This window comes from Mammaliicoccus fleurettii, from assembly GCF_002018435.1.
Classification (GTDB): Bacteria; Bacillota; Bacilli; order Staphylococcales; family Staphylococcaceae; genus Mammaliicoccus; species Mammaliicoccus fleurettii.
The window spans coordinates 221,808-238,964 of sequence record NZ_MWJM01000003.1; the positions used below are offsets into that span (position 1 = coordinate 221,808).

The following is a 17,157-nucleotide window of genomic DNA, read 5'->3' on the forward strand; positions in this document are numbered from 1 at the left end:
ATTATAAAATTGGTTTTAAAGGTTTTTTTCTATTATTCGTGATGAAAAAGGACCAATTGATTAACCGCAAATAAATGTATGTGTTATTATAATTAGTATAAGTTTTAAGTGAAAAGAGGTTCAAAAGCAATGGAAGAAATTACTAAACAGATTGAATATTCGCTTCGACATATCGTTGATAGAACTAAGTTGAGATCGAGAGGACAGTTAAAAGTATACGATATTTCACCTCCACAATTTATTGCGTTACAATGGTTAAATGAACATCAACAATTAACAATAGGTGAGTTATCTAAACGATTATATTTAGCTTATTCTACGACTACAGACATAATTGATAAACTTGAACAAAAAGAATTAGTCTTAAGAATTCAATCTGAAGAAGATAAAAGAGTATTCCATGTCAAGTTATTAGAAAAAGGTACAGCTCTAATCGATGAAGTAGTTTATGCAAGACAATCATATACTGAAGATCTTTTATCAGTGATGAACGAAGAAGACAAAATTAAATTTAATGAAGCTCTAGAGATTATGCTGAAAAGAATGAGAAGTGAAGATAAATGAATAAACCAATAGGCGTAATTGATTCAGGTATCGGTGGGTTAACAGTTGCTAAAGAAATAATGAGGCAATTGCCTAACGAGACGATTTATTACTTAGGTGATATAGGTAGATGTCCTTACGGGCCAAGAAGTAAAGAAGAGGTAAAAACATTTACTATACAACTGGCTAACTTTTTAGTAGAAAAAGATATTAAAATGCTTGTAATTGCTTGTAACACAGCAACTGCTGTAGCATTAAAACCATTACAAGAATTATTATCAATTCCTGTTATAGGTGTAATTGACCCAGGTTCTAGAACAGCTATAATGACGACTAATAATAATCGTGTGCTCGTATTAGGAACAGAAGGCACAATTAAATCTGAAGCGTATAGAAGAAGTATAAAGTCTATAAACCCACAAGTAGAAGTTAAGGGTATTGCATGCCCAGGCTTCGTACCTTTAGTGGAACAAATGAGGTATAAAGATCCAACTATTACAAGCATTGTCATACATCAAACACTTAAACAATGGCGTTATGATGATTCCGATACGGTGATATTAGGATGTACTCATTACCCATTATTATATGATGCTATCCATCAATATTTTGATGATGGAAAGACCATTATCTCTTCAGGTTTGGAAACTGCTAGAGAGGTCAGTGCCTTATTAACATTTAGTAATGAGCACTCATATTACACACCTAAACCTAAGCATAAATTTTTTGCAAATGGTGATGTAGAGCATATTACACGAACTATAAAAGAATGGCTGCATATAGAAGACGCTAAAGTTGAAAGAATAACATTGTAAGGAGAGATAATTATGAACGATATCATTATCGCATCAAACAACAAAGGTAAAATAAATGACTTTAAAGCAATTTTTCCTAAAGCGAATGTTATAGGTATTTCTGAAATTGCTCCTGATTTTGATGTAGAAGAAACAGGTATGACATTTGAAGAAAATGCTATATTAAAAGCAGAAACAGCATCAAAAAAATTAAATAAAATAGTTATAGCAGATGACAGTGGTTTATCTGTAAAAGCTTTAAATGGTGAACCAGGTATATACTCAGCTAGATATGCTGGAGAACAAAAAAATGATCAAGATAATATAGATAAATTATTAAGTAACTTGCAAGGTATAGAGAATAGAGAGGCAGAGTTCGTATGTGCAATAGCTGTCAGTGAACCAGGTAAAGAAACACTTACTTATGTAGGTAAAGCACAAGGTGAAATAATAGATGAACAGAGAGGAGAAAATGGATTTGGATATGATCCGATTTTCTTCGTTCCTTCATTAGACAGAACGATGGCAGAATTAACAGTAGCAGAAAAAAGTGCAATTAGCCATCGTGGTAATGCTATTAAACTAATGAATGAAGATGTAGGGGAGAGATTCCAATGAGATGGATAATTGTCAGTGATAATCACGGAGAACAAGGAATACTACATGAAATATATGATAAATATAAAGAAGCGGATTTATTCTTACATCTAGGAGATTCAGAGTTTGATTATGAGGATACTGAATTAACCTTATATAATAGAGTAAAAGGTAATTGTGATTTTGATCCACGTTTTCCAATAGAAGAGCAAGGAGAAGTTCAAGGAATCGGATATTTCTATACACATGGACATCGATATGAAGTTAAAGGTGCTAGAGATGTATTAAGTGCACATGCTAAGAAAGCAAATGCTAATTTTGCTTTCTATGGACATAGCCATGTTGCTTTATGTGAATCAATTGATGGCGTATATTGTATAAATCCAGGTAGCATCTCTCAAACTCGAGGGAAATGGGAAGAAACCTATGCTGTAATAGATTTTGATAGTGAGCTTAACAATGCTAGTTTAACTTTCTTAAATAGAAATCATGAAGAAATTGAAAAACAATCTTTAGCTTTATAATAAAGTTTCACACAACCAAAACTTTTAATAGCTTTTATTAATTGAGATATTCATATGAATATCTCAATTTTATTAAATAATTAGAATAAACTTTCAATTAAAGTGAAAATGTTTTATAATTATTAATGTCGTAAATTTAATGTAAAGAAGTAAGAACTGTAATGTAATCAGGAGGGTGTTAAAATGAGTAGAACACACGTAACATCAGTTATTAATCAAGACAAATTTTGTATTAATAAAACTGAAGAACATGAATTACATAAAAACGAAAACATATATGTATTAACTTCAAATGGGCTAGTACATGCAAGTGTATTAGAAATATTTGAAGAAAAATCAGTATGTAAAGCAGAAAAAGCCAATATAGTTAAAGTGAATGACATCGTAATCGCTGAATAAAGTATAAATAATTTAAATAAACGTGTAATAATACTTCGAAAGCGATTTAATAAACCTTTTTCTTTTTAAAAAGTATTGATAAATCAGGTTCTATTCGATATAATTATTCTTGTGTTGAAAATGTCCTGGTAGCTCAGCTGGATAGAGCAACGGCCTTCTAAGCCGTCGGTCGGGGGTTCGAATCCCTCCCAGGACGTAAATTACCAATATCCCGTTGTATCTCGTTATTTGTAACGATGATATAACGGGATTTTTTTGTATATAGATATTCATCTACTCAAAATGTAGTTGATAAAGATGAATGAAGAAAAGTCTCTAGAATATTGGATGGATCGAGCGCATAATACAATAAATCAAGAAATACAAGAAGATGCTAAGGAAAATAATAACAGTAATGAAGTAGTTTATATTTCAGGACAAAATTATTTTGCGAAGGAGTATGGTAGCAAAAAAGAATTGTTAATTTCATCAGGTGGTGATACCTATGATTATAGTTGTTACTCCTAGAAAAGATTAGCATGGCAGACTATGAAATCTTAATGATAGTATTTACTGTCATTGGATTAGTCATGATTAAAGAAAGCCATAAAAAATAACCATCACTAACTTTGGCGAGTAAGATGGTTATTTAATCATTTTTTAACATGGCCACCGTCTTTTTAACGGGCTAACTAGGGTGATACACAATAAGTGTGTCACTCTTTTTCTATATATAAATTAACACAATATATAAATGTTGTCTAATTAGAATGATGCGAGGTGTTAAGGTGGAATAAGAGGTGAGTAAATGTCACTACCATCAAATGGTATACCCACAGCCTCACAAGTAGCAGATTGGGCTGTTAATCAAATTGGTAAACGTGTTGATTTACCTGGTTCAGGATATGGTGCGCAGTGTTGGGATTTACCTAACTATATTTTTAATAGGTTTTGGGGGTTTTAGAACACCTCGTAATGCTGTTTATGGTGTGAAAAATCAAATTATTTATTATTGATTATTTACATATTTTGGATAATTGCTATATAATGCAAAAAAAGGAGGTTGCTACAATAATGCTTAAAACAATTTATACAGTAAATATAATTAACTATTTAGTCTTTATAGTTGGTGTATTTTATATTTACTTAAACAAAAATGACTTTGCAGATCTCTTAATATTTTTTGGAATCACTTCTGTAATAGCTGGTGTGATATCTCTAGTATTTGTTTTTTCAAAAATAGAAAAAGTTAGATATACAGGTTTAATATGGTTTGTGGTAAATATTGCAAACATTTTGTTTTTAATACCCTTTATAATATTTCTTTTATTTTTTGTAATTTAATCGATAAGGGGAATGCATATGAAAATACTTAATAAAATATTGGCTATTACTTTAGCAGTTTTAATATCCATTTCACATACTATTGAAAGTGTTCATGCTGAAGAAACAGACGTAAGTAATGATAAAATACTCAAAGACCAAAATCTTTATAATGAAGAGATAGAAGATATAAATGAAATGGGTAAATATGAAAAATACATAAATCAAAATTATTTTGGTCATAAATATCCAAATGATTCGTTAATGTTGAAAGATAATTTGACTGCTGATGAAAAATTATTAGTTAAAGAAATATCATTAAGTTATAATGCTTTTGATAACCAAGAGAAATACACGCCAAAAACATTTCCTATGTATCATGGTAGATATTGTGGTAAAGGAAATCTAGGTGGAAAACCTAAAGATAGGTTAGACGCTGCGTGCAAGAAACATGATGAATGCTATGCGAAACATGGATGGGGAAAATGCAAATGTGATTATCCATTTGTTTTATCTGCATTAAGTATTGCTAAAAATAAAAAATACAGAAAAGCTTATAGACTTAGAGCTAAAGGAGCAGCATATGTATTTGGTGTGAAGTCTACTTCTTGTATAGCTGTTAAAAAACTTTATAAGAAAGGTTAATCTATTTTTGCTAAAAGTGAAATAAATAATACTGATTCTAGTAAATCTAATATTACTGTTTATATTTTATCTTTTATTTGTATTCCTTGCGTATAAAGAGAATAAATTATTATCATTAATGTTATTAGTTGGTGCAATAATTAATTTGATTTCATATTTTCTACAGTAAACCTTTATTACTTAACTTGTCACTTTGTATAAAGGGATTATTTTTACTAATTATTAGCATCTGATATGAGTAAATGATGCTAGTAGAGGATACAATATATGATAAAATTCAGATAATTAACTAATCACACTAATTAAGATTGGTTTAATTGTTTAGAGGATTAAATAATTATGGTTGAAATATAAATTTTCTTTGAAAAAGAGGAGTATAAATAATGCTCAATATAATATTAGAACTATGTATATTTTTAACATCACTAATCATTTCTATATATGTAGCGAAAACTAAAAATATATTTATCATCGCTTCAATAGAACATGACAAAGTAAAACCAGAAAATGTAAATAAAATTTCATATATGTTTTCTGTTTGTTTATTTATGGGGACTACTTTTATCGTTGCCGCGGATGTGGTTTATAATTTTAGTCCTGTTCTATCGATTGCGTTGTTTATTTTAGGTATGTTAGTTTTAGTACTGTTTTATGTATTATTTGTAATTATAGAAAAAAGTTAGTTTTTTATAATAAGTTTTAAAGAAAATTGGTAGTGTTGTAATAAGAAAAAGAGTTTTTCAGGTATCATGTGCAATTAGTGCTGATAAAAAGTATTTTACGAGGTAGGTAATTATTATGAAGTATATATTGTCATACATATCCTTTTCAGTAATAATGCTAATATTATTAACAATATTCAATTTAATTTTTAGTGATGGTATAGAATGGACAAAAAATGTAATTCTATGTGTGATAACTTATCCAATTTATTTATTCTTTGATTGGGCATTAGAAGGTAATAACAAAAAGTAGTGGTTAATATGATAACCTGGTTAAAAATAAAAGAAAAAATAACCCACTTTAATGTGTTTGCCCAATAAGTTCAACTTTAGGTAGTACTTCTAAAAATAGGTAGGGTTATTTTTAAAACTACAAAAATTCAGGGAATATTTGTAAATTTCATAGCTTTTTTGCTTCAGAAATATTTTATTTTTGAGGCAGTGTTTAATATGTAACAGCAGCAGGACCTGGAACTATATCTAGTGGGGTAGGAGGTTTTATGCTTGGAAGATAAAAGGTTTTTAGATTTTTATATAGATTGGTACTGTATGTTTTATGACTTGTATGATTATGATGTAGGTTTTGGAGCTCAGTTATATGGTGAGTTTAGGAAAGAATTGTCACCTTATTTTCGTTTTATAAGGAAGCATGGAGAGCATACTTCTTTTTTTGGTGCTAATAGAGATAGAGCGGAAGCAAGAGTTGGTGAAATAAAAAATAATAAAAATCATTGCTTATATGACTTGTACTATACATTAAAGAGCAAAGAGCTATCAGATATATTATTTGATCCTAAAGAAAAATGGATTGAACTTAAAAATGATCAGTTTACTTATGGTAATAGTGTGTTATATGAATTGGTAAATGATTATTATAATAGAGCACCATATTTCCCTTATAATGAATTACTATTTGTCCCCGTAGTAGATGCTGAATCGAAAATAATAGAATCATTTAGGAAAGTTTTTGCGGGTATAGATGTAAAGATTTATCTGGTTATAGATGAAAAAACGAATAAGACATATCATTTACACATAACCTTAGACAAGGAAGAAGGAAGTTATCAGAAGATGAAAGCTTATGAAAAGGAACATAACGTAATATTATAAATATATGATTTATTTATCTAATAGATTAAAATATCAATTACTTATATTGTTACGTATGAAGTGCACGCAAAAAGTTCAACTTTTTGCGTGCACTACAATTAAGAATGGAGTAGACTAATGATATTACTCTTAGTTGTATAAAAAACACTCAGGCGCTTTAGTCGGTTGGCACTGAGTGTAAAAATTAAGGCTATAGTCTATGAACTATATCACTTTATGGCTTTTTGAGTTCTAGTCGGTTGTGATCTAACACAATCGGCTATTTTTCTTTATCTTTTTAAAGCAATTCAGAACTATATCAAGTGATAAATAATATAATAATATGACAGTTTTGTCATTTTTATTATCGTGTTTTAAAAAATCATAATTTTGTATATTTTAAATTAAATTTTTATAGGAAATTTAAGAAAATATATATTGAAATTAACTTTAAATTTTGGTATATTCTGTAAAGGAATGGAGGGTTGCTAATGACATATATGAATTTTTGGAAGCAAACTTTTGATTATAAGAGTAAATCTAGTTTTAAAGATCTTATAACATGTTTGTTCATAAATATTGTAATATTAATTTTAATAATGGCTCTTGGAGTTCTTGTGCCATTCAAATGGGAAAATACTATTGTTGATTTATATTATATCGTTTTATTATTAATGATTTTCCCTATGATTGCTATGATAGTAAGAGTTATTAGAAACTATAGATAGTTAAATATTATTAAAGATGGAACTACATAATAGTTCTTTATGCAAAAAACCTCTCCCAATCTATTAAATTTAATAGGTTGGGAGAGGTTTTTCTTTTTGGCAAAATTTAGATAGAATAAAACGCACGAAGACTCCAAAGATATCGTGCGATTCAGCTCAAATTCGATCAGAACTTTAAATTATATTTTAACGGCTTCTTCTATTGAATAGTTCCAATTATGTTTGTCTGGAAGTGTTCTATTTTGGATAGAGGTATAAGTATTAAATAAATCTTGTGTTATGCTTCCTGCACTATGATTGTTTATTGTTAATATATCTTCATTATATTTTATTTCACTAACGGGCGTTATGGTATGCAATGTATTTGTACAGAATATTTCTGTTAATTTTCCTTCTTTATAACTTTCAAATACTTCTTTTATACTAATTTGGCGTTCTGTTACTTGATAACCTAAATCTGCTGCAAGTTCGATTACGGATTGTCGTGTAATTCCTGGGACAATGCTACCGTTTAAGCTTGGTGTAATGATTTGATTGTTTATGACAAGAAATACATTCATATTGCCTATTTCTTGAATATAGTTTCTATTTATACCGTCTAACCATAATACTTGATCGTATCGCAGTTGTGACGCATTTAAAGTTGCTAAGTATGAAGAAGCATAATTACCACCAAATTGTGTATAGCCGGCACCACCTGGTACTGATTTAACATAGTTATCTTCAACATAAACTTTAAGAGGGCTAGGTAGATTGTAATTTGAATTAGTAGGTAATGAAGATATAAATGTTATAAGCTCATAAGTTTCGGATTTACTAACACCTAATTTACTTTCAGAAGCAAACATGACAGTTCTAATATAAATTGAACTATTATTATCATTTTGGAAAAATTCTTGCTCATCATTAATAAGTTGATTGATTCCTGAGATTAAACTTTCAATTTCCACTTCAGGCATTTCTATTCTTTTTAAAGACGTATTAAATTTTTCTAAGTGTGCATGTAGTTTGAATATATGTGTTGAATGGTTAATATTGAAGGCAATCATATCTTCAAAAACTGTTTGACCGTAATGAAGACATTGTGCACTTGGAGATATTGTGATTGGAGCGTAAGGTTTAATTTGAGGTGATGACCAACCGGTTGTTGATTCATATGATAAACACAACATTTTATTACCAAATTGGGACTCACTTTCATCTGATCTTTCTACTGAAGTTGATTTGTTTAAAGTTTTGTTATTCATTATAAATTGCCTCCTGATTATAAATTACTAATGTGAAATATTATATCAGCTAGATTGACCTAATTCAATATATATTTCGAAAATTCTGAAAATTAATAAAAGTGTTTATTATTTACGATGATGATATACTTTTATTGTTAAAATTTTATTTGGAGGTGACAATCATGTTTATTACTTTGGGTTTGTTAATTTTGTTTGTTATTAGTTATATAGTAGATTTTAGACAATATAAGAATGTGTTTTTGTTAGGTATGTTTCTTATTAGCCTATTTAGTAGTATCGTTGTGGGATTACTGATACCATTCTTAAATTTGCATATGAATATAAATTATCTTTTAATGACTAATATAATATATGGTTTAATAGTTATTGTAGTTATGCTCTTGTCACTTTTAAATTTAAAGAAAAAGATAGCAAACGAAGGCAGATTTGTAACGAACATGATTGTCTTAGGATACGGTACATTTATCTTTTTAAACTTCATGATAATTTTATTTAAACCACATTTATTTGTAGATTATTTTAATGGATTAATAGTAATCGTGATTTCATTCTTCTTTTATTATTTGAATTTGATATTTATTCTTCATAATCTGTACTCTTGGATTTTGAGTGGTGTTGCTAAAAGGAAGAAAAGTGATTTTATTATTGTTCTCGGAGCAGGTATTATTGGTGAAAAAGTAACGCCATTACTAAAAGCAAGATTAGATAAAGCAATTAAATTAAAAAAGAAAAGTTTAGATACGTTGATTATTGTGAGTGGTGGGCAAGGACCCGATGAAAAAATTAGTGAAGCTGAAGCAATGCGACGATATTTAGTAGATCAAGGGATTCGAAATGAAGATATCATTATGGAAGACAAGTCTACAAATACAGAAGAGAATCTAGTGTTTTCAAATAAAATAATGGACAAATATAAATCAGAAGCAATTGCTACAATAGTTTCAAACCATTTCCATATATTAAGAGCTGCATTTTTATCGAAAAAACTTAATATGAATGCTACTGTAACGGGTGGTTCATCAAAGTCTTATTTTTATCCGAATGCATATATAAGAGAGTATTTAGCTATTTTATATATGTATAAGAAGACACATATAATAGCAATTATAGTCATGTTAGCATTGGTTATTTCATATACATTATTAGCAGGTTAATAATAAAAACTACCAACAAAGTAAATACTTTGTTGGTAGTTTTTTGATATTATTTATCGGGTGTCCAAATGACAATGTCTTCACCAGATTGGTTTTGTTGTTCTATATCTTGGAAACCATGGTTTAAGAAGAAGTCTTTAGATTGATTACGTGCGATGCATTTGATAGGTAAATCAAATTTCTTAGCATATTCTAGTAGTTGTTTACCATATCCTCTGTCTTGATAATCTTTAAGCACTTCGAGTTTCCATAAAATATGGTAATCATTAAATTCTGGGAAGTATGTTTTTTCAACTTCATCTTGTTTAAATAAGCACATTCTAGCTACGAGCTTATCACCAACATAAATACCATAAAATGGTGAATCTGAGCTAGCATCTATCATTCTTCCTTTTAATTCTTCAACCATATATAAACCTTCGTTGCCGAAGTTACGGAATTGTTCGAATGCTTCTTCAGTCTTGTAATTAATTTGTAAATGTTCTACTTTTGCCATGATAATCCCCCTTAATCTTTTCTTAATTATACTTCATTTACATAAAATTTTAAATTATAAGCCGTTAGATTGTTTTATTAACCTACAATCTTTATACTATTGGTAGTAATTAATTTCGAAGGAGAAAGACTCGTATGGACTGTATGAAGACTGTAATTGATCAACAAAATAGCTTTATAGATAGATTTACTAATCAAAGTGATGAAATTTTGAATTTTTATGAATATAAGCCTGGCCAACAATCTGAATTTGAAAGACGTTCTAAATTAAAATCTAATGGTAGAGAAAAAGAACTATCAGAAGTGATTCATAGTTATATGGCTGATTTAAATTTATCAGACAAACAACTTAAGAATATTGAGAGTTTAAGAGATGGTCACAAAGTTATTATCGGTGGTCAACAAGCAGGGTTATTTACTGGACCACTTTATACATTTCATAAAATTATTTCTATTATCATTTTAGCGAATGAACAAAGTGAAAAGTTAAATACACCAGTTGTTCCGGTTTTTTGGATAGCGGGAGAAGATCATGATTTTGATGAGGTAAATCATACATACGCTTATGATCGCATTTCAAGACAGTTAAATAAAGTGAAGTATAACACTTTAGAACCGCCAGAAAAAAGTGTATCACAGTATGATTTTGATAAAGAACTTGTCATGGATGCATTAAGCAACATGTATCGTTCTATAGGGGAAACAGAACATTCAAAAGATATTAAAAACATGGTCATAGAAGCAATAGAATCATCTGAATCATGGAGTAACATGTTTAAGGTTATAACTAATGAAGTGTTTAAAGAACATGGTTTATTATTAATTGATGCGAACTATTCAAAATTAAGAGAAATCGAAATTCCATTGTTTAAAGAAATAATAGAGAACCGTGAAAAAATTGATGATGCGTTTCGAAATACACAAGATCAATTTTCAGAAGTTATTAAAAAACGTATGATTTTAACTGATAGTAATGTACATTTATTTTTTGACTACAATGATAAAAGACAATTGTTAATGTATGAAGAAGGACAATTTTATTTAAGTAAGGACAATGACGTTACTTTTAGTAAGGATGAATTAATTAATATGTTAGAAAGACATCCTGAAAGGTTCTCTAATAATGTTGTAACAAGACCATTAATGGAGGAATATTTATTTAATACTTTAAGCTTTATTGGTGGACCAAGTGAAATTATATATTGGGGTGAACTCAAAGGTATATTTGATGAATTGAATATTGAAATGCCTATTGTTACCCCAAGAATGCGCATTAGTTACTTAACTCAAGAGAGTAAGAAATGTATAGACACCTATAATCTTGATTTAGATTCAGTACTTCTAAATGGTGTTAAAAAAGATAAAGATAAATTTATTAGAGAAAAAGCATCTGATGAAGTACTAAGAGAAATTGACCGAATAAAAGAAGTACAAACAAGTTTTCATCAAAAACTCATTAGTGAAATTGGTGAGAATTATCAAAATAGAAAATTGATTGAAAAGAACAATCAAATACATCAACATCAGTACCAGTACTTAATAGATAGATATTTATTGAACATAGAAAGAGAAAATGAAATAAGCATGAGACATTTTGAAACAGTGGAGAATACTTTACATCCTCACCAAGGATTACAAGAAAGAGTATGGAATCCTATACAATTGATGAATCAATTTGGGATTACTATGTTCAGTCCCTCCACTTATCCACCACTTTGTTACACTTTTGAACATATTACGGTGGAACTATAGTTATAGCAAGGTTTAACACTCAATTTACGAAATCGTAAATTGGGTGTTTTTTTTACTATTTACACAAATTTTAATAAATATTGTATAAATAGTGGAGGATTGTGGGGGAATGTGGTAAATTATAAATAAGGTGAGGTGAGATAAAATGTTCATGGGTGAATATCAACATCAATTGGATACTAAAGGGCGTATGATTGTGCCTTCTAAATTCAGATATGATTTGAACGAACGTTTTATTATCACTAGAGGCCTAGATAAATGTTTGTTTGGCTACACACTTGAAGAGTGGGCGCGCATCGAAGAAAAACTCAAAACCTTACCTATTACAAAAAAAGATGCCCGTAAATTCATGAGAATGTTCTTCTCAGGAGCTGTTGAAGTTGAGTTAGACAAACAAGGACGTATAAATATCCCTCAAAATTTAAGAAGTTACGCTAATTTAAGTAAAGAATGTACAGTAATTGGTGTTTCTAACAGAATTGAAATTTGGGATAAAGCTACGTGGAATGATTTTTATGATGAATCTGAAGACAATTTTGAGGACATTGCGGAAGATCTCATTGATTTTGATTTTTAGGAGTGGAGTAAATGTTTCATCACGTATCCGTACTATTAAAGGAAACTGTAGATAAATTAGATATTAAACCCGATGGTACATACGTTGATTGTACATTAGGTGGAGCTGGGCATAGTTTATACCTAGTTGAACAATTAAATGACGAAGGCAGACTTATTGCAATCGATCAAGATGAAACAGCAATTGAGCATGCTAAAGAGATTTTGAAAGACCACATGCACAAAATAATTTTTGTACAAGACAACTTTAGAAATTTAAAACATATATTAGAAGAACTACAAATTAATGATGTAGATGGCGTACTATATGACCTTGGTGTATCTAGTCCACAACTTGATACACCAGAACGAGGCTTTAGTTATCACTATGATGCAAAGTTGGATATGAGAATGGATCAGTCCCAATCATTATCTGCTTATGAAGTGATAAATGAATGGTCATATGAACAACTTGTGAAAATCTTTTTTAGATATGGTGAAGAAAAATTTTCAAAACAAATAGCTAGAAAGATTGAAGCAAGAAGAGAACAAGTACCTATAGAAACGACTTTCGAATTAGTGGATTTAATTAAAGAAGGTATTCCAGCCGCTAGAAGAAGAAAGGGCGGACATCCTGCTAAGCGTGTATTTCAAGCGGTTAGAATTGCAGTGAATGATGAGTTAGGTGCTTTTGAAGAATCAATTGAAGCAGCTATACAGAACGTGAAAGTAGGAGGAAGAATCTCGGTAATTACTTTCCATTCTTTAGAAGATCGTTTGTGTAAACAAGTCTTCCAAGAATATGAAAAAGGACCAGATGTACCAAGGGGATTGCCGGTTATACCGGAAGAGTACAAACCGAAATTGAAACGAGTAAATAGAAAACCAATTATTTCTGATGATCAAGAACTAGAACAGAACAACAGAGCTAGAAGCGCAAAGTTAAGAGTAGCAGAAATTTTGAAGTAAGCAGAGGAGTGGCAATTGAATGGCAGTAGAAAGAATATATCCAAATTATAGACCTGATGAGTGGCAAGAGCCACAACTCGAACCACAGAAGAAAAAAGTTACAAAGACCAAAGTTGTAAGAATATCAAGAATCGAAAAAATTGTATACATATCATTAATAACTATGATTGCGTTGATAAGTATTTATATGCTATCTTTAAAAATGGATGCGTATAACAACAAAACTCAAATTGCGGAATTAGATAGTAAAATCGAGCAGCAACAAACGACAAATAGTGATTTGAAGACAGAATCTATGAAACAGTCGTCATATGAGCGTATCTACGAAAAAGCTGAAGATTACGGTCTGAAGTTGAATAATGACAATGTAAAGGTAGTGCGTAGTGATGCCCAAAATTAAAATAAAGAAAAATAAAATAGGAGCAGTCCTCTTAGTAAGCTTTTTCGGACTGCTCTTTTTTATATTGGCCTTAAGATATTCATATTTAATGATCAGTGGACATTCCGCTGGTGAAGATTTAGCTTATAGAGCGAGTGAAAAATATTTACGACAATCTGTTGCAGAACCAGAACGTGGAAAGATTTATGATAGAAATGGAAAAGTTCTAGCTGAAGATACTGACAGCTATAAATTAGTAGCAATTTTAGATAAAAAAATGAGTAAAGATAGTGATAAGCCATTGCATGTTAAAGACAAGAAAAAAACGGCTAAAGAATTATCGAAAATTATTGATATGGATGAAAAAGACATATTAAAAAAACTTGAAACTAAAAAAGCTTTCCAAGTTGAATTTGGACAAAAAGGTAAAGATTTAACTTATAAACAAAAGACTCAAATAGAAAAGCTTAAATTACCAGGACTTACTTTTGAAACTGAGAAAAAAAGATTTTATCCTAATGGAAACTTTGCATCTCATCTAATAGGTTTAGCAGACAAAGACCATGAAACGAATAAGTTAAAAGGTGTTTCTGGTGCTGAGAAAGTATTTGATAGCTATTTAAGTGGGAAAACTGGTAAAAACTCATACAAGCAAGATATATGGGGAATGTTAGTACCAAACAGTGAAGATAGCATTAAAGCAAAAAATGGTGATGATGTTCATTTGACTTTAGATTCAAATATACAAGTCTTCGTTGAAAATTCACTAGATGAAATGGTTGATCGCTATAAACCTAAAGATTTATTTGCTGTCGTAATGGATGCTAAGACTGGAGAAATATTAGGTTATAGTCAACGCCCAACATTTAATCCGGATACTAAAGAAGATTTCGGTAAAAAATGGGCAAATGATTTATATCAGAATACTTATGAACCAGGTTCAACATTTAAAACATACGGACTTGCTGCAGCTATAGAAGAAGGCAAGTTTGATCCTAAGAAGAAATTTAAGTCAGGTAATAGAGAAATTGATGGATTCAAGATTTATGATTGGAACGATGATGGTTGGGGCAATATACCAATGACAACAGGTTTTACTTATTCAGCTAATACTTTAATGATGAAACTACAAGACTTAGTTGGAGAAGATAAATCAAAAGCTTATTACGAAAAATTTGGATTCGGTAAGAAAACAGGTGGTCTATTTGATAGTGAAGCACCTGGACATATTGCATTTGACAATGAACTTCAAAGAAAAACATCAGCATTTGGTCAATCAACTACAGTAACACCTGTACAAATGTTGCAAGCTGAAACGGCAATATTGAATCAAGGTAATATGTTGGAACCTTATTATGTGAAATCTATAGAAAATAGAGAAGAGAATAAAACTATCAAAAAAGGTGAGAAAAAAGTTGTCGGTAATCCAGTCTCTAAAGATACTGCCCAAAAGACGATGGATGAATTAGATAAAGTAGTGAATAGTAAAGAGAGTCACGCAACCAATTATCAAATTGATGGTTATCGTGTAGCAGGTAAAACTGGTACTGCACAAGTTCCAGATACAAAAGGTGGCGGATATGTTGACGGAGAAAACCCTTACTTTGTAAGTTTCATGGGTTATGCACCAGCAAAAGATCCAGAAGTAGTTGTTTACGCTGGTATGTCATTAGCTCAAAAAAGAGATTTAGAAGCATATGAATATGGTGTTTCTCGAGGATTTAATCCTATTATGGAAAATACTTTGAAATATTTAGATGTTGAAGAAACTGAAGGCAAAGCGAAAAATAACTCTTCAGAAGTACCTGATGTTGTGAATATGAATGTACAAAAAGCAACTGATGCAATTAAAGGTAAAAAATTGGATCCAATTTTAATTGGTAAAGGTGATAAAGTTAAAAAACAATTACCTCTTAAAGGTAAAAATGTACAAGATAAAGAGAGAATCTTGCTTGTTACTGATGGAGAAATGACGATGCCTAATACTGAAAATTGGACTAAACGAGATCTATTAAAATTACAAGAAGCTACTGGTATTGATGTAGAAACTGAAGGTTCAGGCTATGTATCAGAACAATCTATTGATGAAAATCAAACGATAAAAGCTGGCACAAAAGTGACATTTACGCTTTCAAATAATCATCCAAATGGTGACAATTCTATTGGACAAGTACCAGAAGAGGATACTTCTAAAGACAAGAATAAAGATAATGATAACTAAGAGAATGAGAGGTTGAGACAATAAATTTGTCCTAACCTCACTCTATAAAAAATAAAAGAAAAGGTGAACAAATATGAATTTCATGCTACCTGTCATTGCATTTTTATTGACTTTAATACTTGTGCCAGTTTTAATTCCAACACTTAAAAAATTAAAATTTGGTCAAAGTATAAGAGAAGAAGGACCTAAGAGTCATATGAAAAAAACAGGAACACCAACAATGGGAGGGTTAACATTTTTGCTTGCAACTATTGTTGTTACAATAATTGCATTATTCTATGTTGAACAAGTAGGTCCTCTTATTCTATTGTTATTTGTAACAATTGGATTTGGTTTAATTGGTTTTATCGACGATTACATTATTGTAGTTAAAAAAAATAACCAAGGGTTAACAAGTAAACAAAAGTTCTTTGCACAAATTGGAATCGCGATCGTATTTTATATTGTAAGTATATTGATGCCGAATTATGATTTTGAAACAGCAATTAATATACCATTTACAGATTGGTCATTACCTTTATCTGTTTTTTATATAATATTCATTGTATTCTGGCAAGTTGGATTTAGTAATGCAGTAAACTTAACAGATGGTTTAGATGGATTATCTACAGGCTTATCTATTATTGCATTTGGTTTTTATGCCATTTTATCATTTACATTAGATAAACCAGAAATTGGCTTGTTCTGTTTAGTTATGTTAGCAAGTTTAATTGGATTCTTAATTTATAATAAATACCCAGCAAAAGTATTTATGGGAGACACGGGAAGTTTAGCTTTAGGTGGTATATTTGCAACAATTTCAATTATGCTTAATCAAGAAATTACGTTGTTATTTATAGGTTTAGTATTTGTAATTGAAACAATGTCTGTGATGCTACAAGTAACATCATTTAAACTTACGGGTAAAAGAATATTTAAAATGAGTCCTTTGCACCATCATTTTGAGTTAGTAGGTTGGAGTGAATGGAAGATTGTCTTAGTATTCTGGACTACTGGTATCATTACAGGTGCAATTGGTCTATGGATTGGAGTAATGTGA

General features: G+C 30.0%; 19 protein-coding genes, 1 tRNA gene and 1 pseudogene. 19 read left to right on the plus strand and 2 right to left on the minus strand.

Annotation, left to right across the window (positions count from 1 at the left end):
• The first annotated feature begins 129 nt into the window (after positions 1–129).
• The 12 genes and pseudogenes from B2G86_RS04005 to B2G86_RS04055 all read left to right on the plus strand — a co-directional run bounded on the left by B2G86_RS04005 (position 130) and on the right by B2G86_RS04055 (position 6,636).
• Positions 130–564: a MarR family winged helix-turn-helix transcriptional regulator gene (locus B2G86_RS04005; RefSeq protein ID WP_078356847.1), complete on the plus strand. Its 435-nt coding sequence runs from the start codon at positions 130–132 to the stop codon at positions 562–564.
• Positions 561–1,358: a glutamate racemase gene (gene racE / locus B2G86_RS04010; protein WP_078356848.1), complete on the plus strand. Its 798-nt coding sequence runs from the start codon at positions 561–563 to the stop codon at positions 1,356–1,358. The genes B2G86_RS04005 and racE overlap by 4 nt, the downstream gene beginning before the upstream one ends.
• Before the next feature lie 12 nt (positions 1,359–1,370).
• Positions 1,371–1,955: an XTP/dITP diphosphatase gene (locus B2G86_RS04015; protein ID WP_078356849.1), complete on the plus strand. Its 585-nt coding sequence runs from the start codon at positions 1,371–1,373 to the stop codon at positions 1,953–1,955.
• Positions 1,952–2,458 (plus strand): YfcE family phosphodiesterase, encoded by a 507-nt coding sequence (locus B2G86_RS04020; protein ID WP_078356850.1) that lies wholly within the window; start codon positions 1,952–1,954, stop codon positions 2,456–2,458. The genes B2G86_RS04015 and B2G86_RS04020 overlap by 4 nt, the downstream gene beginning before the upstream one ends.
• A gap of 183 nt (positions 2,459–2,641) precedes the next feature.
• Positions 2,642–2,857, plus strand: coding sequence for a hypothetical protein (locus tag B2G86_RS04025; protein ID WP_078356851.1), 216 nt, complete (start codon positions 2,642–2,644; stop codon positions 2,855–2,857).
• A 122-nt stretch (positions 2,858–2,979) separates the two neighbouring features.
• Positions 2,980–3,053 (plus strand) — tRNA-Arg (locus tag B2G86_RS04030).
• A gap of 101 nt (positions 3,054–3,154) precedes the next feature.
• A complete protein-coding gene (locus B2G86_RS04035) occupies positions 3,155–3,364 on the plus strand; it encodes a hypothetical protein (RefSeq protein WP_078356852.1) in 210 nt (69 codons plus the stop codon).
• A gap of 280 nt (positions 3,365–3,644) precedes the next feature.
• Positions 3,645–3,797 (plus strand): annotated as a pseudogene (locus B2G86_RS13030) (hypothetical protein); the annotation flags it as partial.
• Positions 3,798–3,910: 113 nt separating this feature from the next.
• Positions 3,911–4,180, plus strand: a complete 270-nt coding sequence (locus B2G86_RS04040; protein ID WP_078356853.1) for a hypothetical protein — start codon at positions 3,911–3,913, stop codon at positions 4,178–4,180.
• Between the two features lie 18 nt (positions 4,181–4,198).
• Positions 4,199–4,804 (plus strand): phospholipase A2 family protein, encoded by a 606-nt coding sequence (locus B2G86_RS04045; RefSeq protein WP_078356854.1) that lies wholly within the window; start codon positions 4,199–4,201, stop codon positions 4,802–4,804.
• Positions 4,805–5,187: 383 nt separating this feature from the next.
• Positions 5,188–5,487, plus strand: coding sequence for a hypothetical protein (locus B2G86_RS04050; protein ID WP_078356855.1), 300 nt, complete (start codon positions 5,188–5,190; stop codon positions 5,485–5,487).
• A 543-nt stretch (positions 5,488–6,030) separates the two neighbouring features.
• Positions 6,031–6,636 carry a hypothetical protein gene (locus B2G86_RS04055; protein ID WP_078356856.1) on the plus strand — a complete coding sequence of 202 codons (606 nt, stop codon included), beginning with the start codon at positions 6,031–6,033 and terminating at the stop codon, positions 6,634–6,636.
• A gap of 886 nt (positions 6,637–7,522) precedes the next feature.
• Here the strand turns inward: B2G86_RS04055 and B2G86_RS04065 are convergent.
• Positions 7,523–8,590 (minus strand): branched-chain amino acid aminotransferase, encoded by a 1,068-nt coding sequence (locus tag B2G86_RS04065; protein WP_078356858.1) that lies wholly within the window; start codon positions 8,588–8,590, stop codon positions 7,523–7,525.
• 164 nt (positions 8,591–8,754) lie between these two features.
• On the opposite strand from B2G86_RS04065, the gene B2G86_RS04070 reads away from it, so the two are divergent.
• Entirely contained in the window at positions 8,755–9,747 is a 993-nt protein-coding gene (locus B2G86_RS04070; RefSeq protein WP_078356859.1) for a YdcF family protein, read from the plus strand.
• A gap of 49 nt (positions 9,748–9,796) precedes the next feature.
• On the opposite strand, the gene B2G86_RS04075 is transcribed toward B2G86_RS04070, so the two are convergent.
• Complete coding sequence (locus B2G86_RS04075; RefSeq protein WP_078356860.1) at positions 9,797–10,243, minus strand: N-acetyltransferase; 447 nt, start codon at positions 10,241–10,243, stop codon at positions 9,797–9,799.
• Between the two features lie 134 nt (positions 10,244–10,377).
• On the opposite strand from B2G86_RS04075, the gene bshC reads away from it, so the two are divergent.
• The 6 genes from bshC (at position 10,378) to mraY (ending at position 17,157) form a co-directional block, all read left to right on the plus strand.
• Complete coding sequence (gene bshC / locus B2G86_RS04080) at positions 10,378–11,994, plus strand: bacillithiol biosynthesis cysteine-adding enzyme BshC (RefSeq protein ID WP_078356861.1); 1,617 nt, start codon at positions 10,378–10,380, stop codon at positions 11,992–11,994.
• Positions 11,995–12,139: 145 nt separating this feature from the next.
• Entirely contained in the window at positions 12,140–12,571 is a 432-nt protein-coding gene (gene mraZ, locus B2G86_RS04085; RefSeq protein ID WP_078356862.1) for a division/cell wall cluster transcriptional repressor MraZ, read from the plus strand.
• A gap of 11 nt (positions 12,572–12,582) precedes the next feature.
• Positions 12,583–13,518, plus strand: a complete 936-nt coding sequence (gene rsmH, locus B2G86_RS04090; protein WP_078356863.1) for a 16S rRNA (cytosine(1402)-N(4))-methyltransferase RsmH — start codon at positions 12,583–12,585, stop codon at positions 13,516–13,518.
• A 19-nt stretch (positions 13,519–13,537) separates the two neighbouring features.
• Positions 13,538–13,918, plus strand: a complete 381-nt coding sequence (gene ftsL, locus B2G86_RS04095) for a cell division protein FtsL (RefSeq protein ID WP_078356864.1) — start codon at positions 13,538–13,540, stop codon at positions 13,916–13,918.
• On the plus strand, positions 13,905–16,118 hold the full coding sequence (locus B2G86_RS04100) for a penicillin-binding protein (protein WP_078356865.1): 2,214 nt from the start codon (positions 13,905–13,907) through the stop codon (positions 16,116–16,118). Before ftsL ends, B2G86_RS04100 begins: the two co-directional genes overlap by 14 nt.
• A 73-nt stretch (positions 16,119–16,191) precedes the next feature.
• A complete protein-coding gene (gene mraY, locus B2G86_RS04105; RefSeq protein ID WP_078356866.1) occupies positions 16,192–17,157 on the plus strand; it encodes a phospho-N-acetylmuramoyl-pentapeptide-transferase in 966 nt (321 codons plus the stop codon).

Bases quoted from the DNA above. Each gene is read 5' to 3' on its own strand.
- rsmH (WP_078356863.1), top strand. From the start codon at position 12,583: ATGTTTCATCACGTATCCGTACTATTAAAGGAAACTGTAGATAAATTA.
- B2G86_RS04015 (WP_078356849.1), top strand. From the start codon at position 1,371: ATGAACGATATCATTATCGCATCAAACAACAAAGGTAAAATAAATGAC.
- B2G86_RS04075 (WP_078356860.1), bottom strand. From the start codon at position 10,243: ATGGCAAAAGTAGAACATTTACAAATTAATTACAAGACTGAAGAAGCA.
- B2G86_RS04045 (WP_078356854.1), top strand. From the start codon at position 4,199: ATGAAAATACTTAATAAAATATTGGCTATTACTTTAGCAGTTTTAATA.
- B2G86_RS04100 (WP_078356865.1), top strand. From the start codon at position 13,905: ATGCCCAAAATTAAAATAAAGAAAAATAAAATAGGAGCAGTCCTCTTA.
- B2G86_RS04005 (WP_078356847.1), top strand. From the start codon at position 130: ATGGAAGAAATTACTAAACAGATTGAATATTCGCTTCGACATATCGTT.
- B2G86_RS04035 (WP_078356852.1), top strand. From the start codon at position 3,155: ATGAATGAAGAAAAGTCTCTAGAATATTGGATGGATCGAGCGCATAAT.
- B2G86_RS04070 (WP_078356859.1), top strand. From the start codon at position 8,755: ATGTTTATTACTTTGGGTTTGTTAATTTTGTTTGTTATTAGTTATATA.
- B2G86_RS04040 (WP_078356853.1), top strand. From the start codon at position 3,911: ATGCTTAAAACAATTTATACAGTAAATATAATTAACTATTTAGTCTTT.
- mraY (WP_078356866.1), top strand. From the start codon at position 16,192: ATGAATTTCATGCTACCTGTCATTGCATTTTTATTGACTTTAATACTT.
- ftsL (WP_078356864.1), top strand. From the start codon at position 13,538: ATGGCAGTAGAAAGAATATATCCAAATTATAGACCTGATGAGTGGCAA.
- mraZ (WP_078356862.1), top strand. From the start codon at position 12,140: ATGTTCATGGGTGAATATCAACATCAATTGGATACTAAAGGGCGTATG.
- B2G86_RS04025 (WP_078356851.1), top strand. From the start codon at position 2,642: ATGAGTAGAACACACGTAACATCAGTTATTAATCAAGACAAATTTTGT.
- bshC (WP_078356861.1), top strand. From the start codon at position 10,378: ATGGACTGTATGAAGACTGTAATTGATCAACAAAATAGCTTTATAGAT.
- B2G86_RS04050 (WP_078356855.1), top strand. From the start codon at position 5,188: ATGCTCAATATAATATTAGAACTATGTATATTTTTAACATCACTAATC.
- B2G86_RS04020 (WP_078356850.1), top strand. From the start codon at position 1,952: ATGAGATGGATAATTGTCAGTGATAATCACGGAGAACAAGGAATACTA.
- racE (WP_078356848.1), top strand. From the start codon at position 561: ATGAATAAACCAATAGGCGTAATTGATTCAGGTATCGGTGGGTTAACA.
- B2G86_RS04065 (WP_078356858.1), bottom strand. From the start codon at position 8,590: ATGAATAACAAAACTTTAAACAAATCAACTTCAGTAGAAAGATCAGAT.